This is a genomic window from Martelella alba (assembly GCF_005217455.1).
In the GTDB taxonomy this organism is placed as follows: Bacteria; Pseudomonadota; Gammaproteobacteria; order Enterobacterales; family Enterobacteriaceae; genus Acerihabitans.
In genome coordinates, this window is sequence record NZ_SZPQ01000172.1 from 1 (window position 1) to 592 (window position 592).

At 60.6% G+C, this 592-nt stretch carries 1 pseudogene and 1 other annotated feature; the pseudogene reads right to left on the bottom strand.

The features are described 5' to 3' along the window. Positions 1-592 (bottom strand): annotated as a pseudogene (locus FCN80_RS26270) (IS3 family transposase); the annotation flags it as partial. Continuing rightward, positions 390-506, bottom strand: a sequence feature (AL1L pseudoknot). Its footprint overlaps the pseudogene before it by 117 nt.

Genomic DNA, 592 nt, shown 5'->3' on the forward strand with positions numbered 1-592 from the left:
ACATCGATGATGAACGCCACGTACGCGAAGCCCTGCCAGGTGCTCACATAGGTAAAATCTGCCACCCACAGCTGGTCGGGTCGCTCCGCTACGAACTGGCGGTTCACCCGGTCATCCGCAGCGGCTTCTTTCCGGCTGACGGTGGTGCGGATCTTTTTGCCCCGACGAACACCGGCAAGCCCCATGACGGTCATCAGACGTGCCACCGTGCATCTGGCCACACTGATGCCTTCCCGCAGCAACTGCCGCCAGACCTTGCGCACACCGTACACGCTATGGTTTTCATCGTACACGCGCTGTATCTCCGGCTTCAGCAGGTCATCACGATGTGCCCGCTGACAGCGCCTGTCAGGATGCTGCCTGTGCTGCTGATGCCGGTAGTATGTCGACGGGGCGATATCCAGCTCATGGCATACCGGTCCGACCCCGTGCTCATCACGCAGGGTATCCACCAGAGGCGCTATTTTTTCCACAGGCGGTCGAACTCCGCCTTCGCAAAATACGCGGAAGCCTGCCGCAGGATATCGTTACTGCGCCTCAGCTCACGGTTCTCGCGCTCCAGCTCTTTCAGGCGCTGGCGTTCAGCGGTGGT